This window comes from Protofrankia sp. Cr2 (assembly GCF_963555885.1).
In the GTDB taxonomy this organism is placed as follows: domain Bacteria; phylum Actinomycetota; class Actinomycetes; order Frankiales; family Frankiaceae; genus Protofrankia.
This window is the reverse complement of record NZ_CAUVXG010000042.1, coordinates 34,871-41,361: the sequence shown is the minus strand read 5'-3', so window position 1 is coordinate 41,361 and position 6,491 is coordinate 34,871. Positions and strand designations below refer to the sequence as shown.

General features: G+C 64.9%; 7 protein-coding genes and 1 pseudogene. All 8 read left to right on the top strand.

The genetic code is table 11. The annotated features are described in order from the left end of the window. Nucleotides 1-360: 360 nt before the first annotated feature. The 8 genes and pseudogenes from U9978_RS17595 (at nt 361) to U9978_RS17560 (ending at nt 6,455) form a co-directional block, all read left to right on the top strand. Nucleotides 361-1,134: a VOC family protein gene (locus U9978_RS17595; RefSeq protein ID WP_322762231.1), complete on the top strand. Its 774-nt coding sequence runs from the start codon at nt 361-363 to the stop codon at nt 1,132-1,134. A 252-nt stretch (nt 1,135-1,386) separates the two neighbouring features. Then, nucleotides 1,387-1,557: pseudogene (locus tag U9978_RS24145) on the top strand (AMP-dependent synthetase); the annotation flags it as partial. A gap of 166 nt (nt 1,558-1,723) precedes the next feature. Continuing rightward, nucleotides 1,724-2,029 (top strand): hypothetical protein, encoded by a 306-nt coding sequence (locus U9978_RS17585; protein WP_322762236.1) that lies wholly within the window; start codon nt 1,724-1,726, stop codon nt 2,027-2,029. A gap of 249 nt (nt 2,030-2,278) precedes the next feature. Continuing rightward, on the top strand, nt 2,279-2,998 hold the full coding sequence (locus U9978_RS17580; RefSeq protein WP_322762234.1) for an amino acid ABC transporter ATP-binding protein: 720 nt from the start codon (nt 2,279-2,281) through the stop codon (nt 2,996-2,998). A gap of 121 nt (nt 2,999-3,119) precedes the next feature. After that, the gene (locus U9978_RS17575; protein WP_322762230.1) at nt 3,120-4,052 is read left to right on the top strand and encodes a glutamate ABC transporter substrate-binding protein; all 933 of its coding nucleotides are present in this window, start codon (nt 3,120-3,122) and stop codon (nt 4,050-4,052) included. Nucleotides 4,053-4,076: 24 nt separating this feature from the next. After that, nucleotides 4,077-4,727, top strand: coding sequence for an amino acid ABC transporter permease (locus U9978_RS17570; RefSeq protein WP_322762229.1), 651 nt, complete (start codon nt 4,077-4,079; stop codon nt 4,725-4,727). Further along, entirely contained in the window at nt 4,724-5,599 is an 876-nt protein-coding gene (locus U9978_RS17565; RefSeq protein WP_322762228.1) for an amino acid ABC transporter permease, read from the top strand. The genes U9978_RS17570 and U9978_RS17565 overlap by 4 nt, the downstream gene beginning before the upstream one ends. Before the next feature lie 430 nt (nt 5,600-6,029). Next, a complete protein-coding gene (locus tag U9978_RS17560; protein ID WP_322762227.1) occupies nt 6,030-6,455 on the top strand; it encodes a nitroreductase family deazaflavin-dependent oxidoreductase in 426 nt (141 codons plus the stop codon). The last annotated feature ends 36 nt before the right edge of the window (nt 6,456-6,491 follow it).

The window sequence follows — 6,491 nt, the reverse complement described above, 5'->3', positions numbered from 1 at the left end:
GGCGTGGATCGTGCGGCGGTACGGGTTGCGCCGGGAGGTGCGGGTCAGGTCGATCCAGGGCGCAACTGGTCGGTTGGTCCGGTCAGCCGGCACTGCTCCTGCACCGGCTCCTTCCCTGGCCGACCTGACCGTCAGCATCGGTACGGATAGCACAGTTTTCGTCCTGTTCAGACTTGTTTGTAGCTGTTGGTCACCGTGTCTGTGGGCTGGCGCACACGGCCCGTCCCTTTCCCGCGTCAACCACCAAAATATTCGGCGACGTTTCATCGAGCCTGCCGCGGAAACTGTCGGAGGTGACCGCTACCGTCCGGTCCATGCGAGGCGCGACAGCGTCCGATGTGTCTACAGAAGGTGGTTGTCATGGCCGAGTTCATGTCGTATCCGGCGGGGACTCCGTGTTGGGTGGATCTCGGTAGCCCCGACCTCGGGGCGTCGCGGTCCTTCTACGGGAGCCTGTTTGGCTGGGAGGCGCAGGAGGTACCGGACCCGGATGCGGGCGGTTACACGATGTTCACACTCCGTGGCAAGCTGGTCGCGGGCCTGGGCCCGCTGTTCGGCGAGGGGCAGCCCTCGGCCTGGAACACCTACGTCAGCGTTGATGACGTGGACAAGACGGCGGAGGCGGTTCTCGGTGCCGGCGGGCGGGTGCTCGCCGGGCCGATGGACGTCATGGATGCGGGCCGCATGGCGGTCTTCACCGATTCCGCGGGCGCGGCAGTGTCGGTGTGGCAGCCCGGGGAGGTCAAGGGCGCCGAGTTGGCGAACGAGCCCGGTGCGTTCTGCTGGAGCGAGTTGGACACGCGTGACCTGACCGCGGCGAAGGCGTTCTACCCGGCCGTCTTCGGCTGGGCGGTGGGCGACTCCGGGGCGCAGGGCGGACCGATGGAGTACTACGAGTGGAAGCGTGACGGCGAGACGATCGCCGGGATGATGCCCATGCCACCGAACATCCCCGCGGAGGTCCCGTCGTTCTGGCTGACCTATTTCGCGGTCACCGACACCGACGCGGCGGTCACCGAGGCGCAGGCACTCGGCGGGTCGCTCCTGATGCCGCCGATGGACATTCCAACCGGCCGGTTCGCGGTGCTCGCCGGCCCACACCGGGAGACATTCGGAATCATCAGGCTCGCCTAACCGGTACGAGCTTGTTTGAGATCTTTCGTTCGACCTGCGAGCTGCGACGCAGGGTCCCCGGCGATCGACGCAGTCGATCGCCGGGGACCGCGCCGGTCAGCCGGCCGGCGCGCCCAGCGGCGCCTCCCTCCGCCGCCTCGCGATCTACGCACTCCAGCCCCGTTTCTTGATCCACGCCACTATTGCCGGGCGCTCTTACTGCGGTGCGTCGTCTACGGCGGCGCACCGATCCATGTCGAGCATTCCCGTAAGATGCTCGACCGGTTCGGGTCCGTCTTCGTCCAGATCTATGGGCAGGGTGAGTCGCCGATGACCATTACTTACCTGGTTCACGCGAGCACGCCGGAAACGCACCTCGACTCGGCCGGCGTACCGCATCCCGGGATCGATGTTCGCATTGTGGATGCCGACGATCAGCCATTGCCGGCCGACCGGGAAGGCGAAGTCTGCGTCCGCGGGGACGTGGTGATGCGCGGCTACTGGAACAACCCCGCCGCGACCGAACGCACGCTGCGAGGAGGATGGCTGCACACCGGCGACATCGGCCGCTTCGACCCACAGGGCAACCTATTCCTGCTCGACCGTAGCAATGACGTCATCATCTCGGGCGGAACCAGCATCTACCCACGCGAGGTCGAAGAAGTACTGCTCCAGCACCCGGCTGTCGCCGAAGTCGTCGTCCCCGCCACCACGCCCCCCGCCACCCGAACACGAACTCATCGACTTCAGCCGCACCCAGATCGCCGGTTTCAAGAAACCCAAACAGATAGTCTACCTCGACGCCCTGCCCAAAAACGCCTACGGCAAGGTACTGCGGCGCGAGGTGTGCACCCTCGCGCTGCCGACGGACCGGCGCCCGGAGGCATCCGCCAAGCCGGAGGCAAGCGCGCCGTAGCCGGCTCTGGTCGGATGTCTGCGCAGGCGTCTTAGCCGGCATCGGGATCTTCCAAGGTAAGGCGAGCCGATCGAATCGGTCGGCGGTTCCATCCGCGCATTCGTCGCGTCCACCGTCGGCGTCCACTACCGGACAGGGCCGGACTTCGGACTTCCTACCGGTCGGTGACCTGTATCTGCTACCGTTCCGCTCAATCTGACCGAAGGGTTGACCGTGACGGAGAACGCTCGGGGTGAACCGCTGATCATCATGGCGGGCGTCGAGAAATCGTTTGGCGGTTTCCGTGCGCTGCGCGAGATCAACCTCACTGTGCACAGCGGTGAGGTGGTCGTCGTCATCGGCCCTTCGGGATCGGGTAAGTCGACACTGTGCAGGTGTATCAACCGCCTGGAGACCGTGGACGCCGGTCAGATCATGATTGACGGGGAGCGACTGCCCGAGGAGGGGCGGGCCCTCGCACGGTTACGTGCCGAAGTGGGCATGGTCTTCCAGTCGTTCAACTTGTTTGCCCACAAGACTGCGCTGGAGAACGTCACTCTCGGGCCGATCAAGGTCAAGGGAATCCCACGGGAAGCGGCCGAGCGTCAGGGCCGGGAACTACTCGACCGGGTGGGCATCGGGGAAAAGGCAGGCAGCTACCCTGCTCATCTTTCCGGCGGGCAACAGCAACGCGTCGCGATTGCCCGGGCGCTTGCCATGGACCCGAAGGTGATCCTGTTCGATGAGCCCACCTCGGCACTCGATCCGGAGTACATCGCCGAGGTGCTCGACGTCATGACGGAGCTCGCCGGCGACGGTATGACCATGGTTGTCGTCACCCACGAGATGGGGTTCGCCCGGCGCGCCGCACACCGCATCGTATTCATGGCTGACGGTCGAATCCTTGAGGAAGGGACGCCGGAAAGCTTCTTCGACAACCCACGGACACCGAGGGCCCGTGATTTCCTGGCCCGTGTCCTCCCGCACTGACATCGTGCCCCGTTATCCGGCGGCCCACCGGGCTGTTCAACTGGGTTGTTCAACCGGACTGTTCAACCGGGTTGTCTCACCGCCATCTTTCACGGCCGATACATCCATTGAGAGGACAATCATGCGGATTCCACAGCCACCGGTCCGGCGTCGTCTGCTCCCGGCGCGCTCCCTGCGACGGCGATGGTTCGCGGCGACCGCGCTCGCCTGTGCGGTCACGCTCGCCGTCGCCGGCTGCGGAGGCGACACGACCGACGGCAAGACGGTCGGCGCCGGGACCACACCCACCTTCGCCGCCGGCACGACAATGGCGAAGATCGCCGCTGCGGGGAAGGTCACCGTCGGCACCAAGTTCGACCAGCCGTTGTTCGGGCTGAAAGGACTTGACGGCAAGGTCGTCGGATTCGACGTTGAAATCGCGAAGATCATATCCGCCGGTTTGGGGATCAATGAGTCTGGCATCACCTTCGTCGAGACGCCGTCGTCCCAGCGTGAGGGAGCGATTCAGCAGAGCAAGGTCGACTTCGTCGTCGCCACCTACACGATCAATGACAAACGCAAGCAGCTCGTCAGCTTCGCCGGGCCCTACTACCAGGCCGGCCAGGACATCATGGTGAAGAAGGACAACACCACCATCACCGGGCCGGAGTCGCTGCGTCCCGCGAACGCGAAGGTCTGCTCCGTCTCCGGGTCGACGCCGGCTGAGAAGATCAAACAATACGTCGACGCGTCCAACATCGTGCTCTTCGACGTCTACTCCAAGTGCGCGGATGCCTTGCGCACCGGCCAGGTCGATGCCGTCACCACCGACAACGTCGTCCTGTTGGGCCTTGCGGACGCCAGCGGTGGCGCCTTCAAGCTGGTCGACAAGCCCTTCACCACCGAGCCCTACGGCATCGGTATCAAAAAGGGTGACATCGCCTTCTGCCAGTTCATAAACGAGCAGCTGACCGCGGCGTCGGCGGACGGGCGTTACGCCAAGGCCTGGCAATCCACGGCGGGTAAGGTCACCGGGACCACACCGACCCTCCCCACGCTCGCCACCTGTTCCTGAGCGCAGGCCACCACGGGAGCCGCCATGGGTGTCATCACCGACAACGTGGGCCTGTATGCCGACGGCCTGCTGGGAACATTGAAGATCTGCGGCCTGGCGGCCGTGGCGGCGTTGCTGCTCGGGATCGTCCTGGCGGCATTCCGGGTGTCGCCGGTGGCACCCCTGCGAGCCACCGGCACCGCGTACATCACGCTGGTCCGTAACTGTCCCTTGACCATCGTGCTGTTCTTCTTTGCGTTCGGTCTCCCCGAGGTGGGCATCAACGGCGCATATTTTTCTTTCGGTGTCGCCGGTCTCGCCGTTTATACCGCTGCGTTCGTGTGCGAGGCGGTACGCAGCGGTATCGGCGCGGTCGATGCAGGCCAGGTCGAGGCCGCGCGTGCGATAGGTCTCACCTTCGGTCAGTCGCTACGACTGATCGTGCTGCCGCAGGCTGTGCGGGCGGTGATTCCGCCGCTGGGCAACGTCGTGATCGCAATGATCAAAAATTCGGCGATCCTCGGCGCTTTCGGGGTCGGCGGCGAACTTTACAGTGTGGCGAACACGCTGAACAGCGCCCGCGGTGAACCGGCACTGCCGGTCTACACCGGCGTGGTGATCGGTTATCTGATCATCATCATTCCCGCAGGTCTGCTCCTGCGGATACTGGAGAAGCGCATGACGGTCACCCGGTGAGCGGCGGCCATCTTTATGATGCTCCGGGTCCCCGCGGGCGACGGCGGATCCGCTTCGCCGCGGTGGCCGCGGGCCTGGCCCTGGTCGGCCTCGCGGCGCTCGTCGTACGGCGGCTCGCCGCGAACGGCCAGTTCGTCGCTGCGAAGTGGAGCCCGCTGTTCGACCCGAACGACCCGAGCTTCGCCGACCTGTGGCGCCTGTTCGGCGGCGGTCTCCTGCACACTTTGACCGCCGCGGCCCTGGCGATGGCATTGTCGCTGCCGTTCGGGGTTTTCATCGCGACGACGAGGATTTCGGCATCCCGGTGGTACCGCTGGATGATCGTTGGTACGGTTGAGACTCTGCGCGCCGTCCCGGTGGTTATCGCAATCTTTTTCGCCTATCAGGTTCTCCCCACGTACGGGCTCAAGCTGCCGCTGTTGTGGTACATCGTCATCGGTCTCACCGCCTACAACTCGGTGGTCATCTCCGAGATCGTCCGAGCGGGTGTCCTCGCGGTACCGAAAGGTCAGTCCGACGCGGCCGCCGCGCTGGGTCTCACCCGGGCACAGTCCATGCGGTTCATCCTCTTACCCCAAGCCTTTCGATCGATGCTGCCAGCATTGATCAGCCAGCTCGTCGTGATCCTCAAAGACACGTCTCTCGGCGCGTTCATCTCCTACGAGGAGCTGCTACGCCGCGGTCTGATCGCCATTCAGACCCTGCACAACCCGATTCAGACATATCTGGTGATCGCTGCCATCTTCATCGGCATCAACTATCTCGTGAGCCGTCTGGCGATTTACGCGGAAGCGCGCCTGTCAACCCGGCGACCGGTGCCGCCGTCCGAAGATCGTCAGATCAACAGTCCGGTAACTGCAACAGTCCCGTGACGCCAGCCCGTGTCTGATGACGTGGCGGCTCGGTCGCACCCTGGCCGACGTCACGGGGTGCACAAAAAATTATGTGGCTAGAACTTCAGTCACAAAGAGTAACTATAGGATTGAAAGGGTTTGGAAGGAGGGCTCACCCGCACATGCTGTGGGGCGGTCGTTTGCGGCTGCGGCGGTGGTTCCTCACAGCCGTCCGCGACGACTGAGAGCTGCCCCGCCCGAACCACCCCTGAACACAACCTGCAGTCGAGTCAGGGCCATGCCGAACGACCGGCTGCGGGTGCGTTCCCTGCCGTTCGACGCCAGCTGACCCCGTCGACGTCCACCTCGCCGCAGAACTGCGCAACGGATGCGGGAAGCCGTGGGTCGCGGCGCTGGTTGGACGTTGGTGCGGACTGCGTGCGACGGCGAAGAAGAAGGAGAAAGTGCCATGACCGAGACCGGGAGTTGGAACGAGCGGATCATCGAGGAGTTCCGTGCGAGCGGCGGGAAGGTGGGTGGGCAGTTCGAGGGCGCGCCACTGCTCCTGTTGACCACCACCGGCGCGAAAAGCGGGCGGGCGCAGACCTCCCCGGTCATGTATCTACGCGACGGCGACCGAGTCGTCGTCTTCGCCTCCTACGCCGGCAACCCCCGTAACCCGAGCTGGTATCACAACCTCGTCGCACATCCCCGGGTAGTCGTCGAGCTCGGGGAGGAGACATTCCCCGCGATCGCGACCGTCACCGGCGGAGCGGAGCGGGATGCGCTGTTCGCGCGGCAGGCGGCGCTCTACCCCGGTTTCAACGAGTACCAGGAGAAGACCAGTCGAGTCATCCCGGTCGTTGCGCTGGAACGCGCCGGCGGCGACCACTAAGAGCGACCGACAATAGGGGACGCGGCGTCGCGGGGC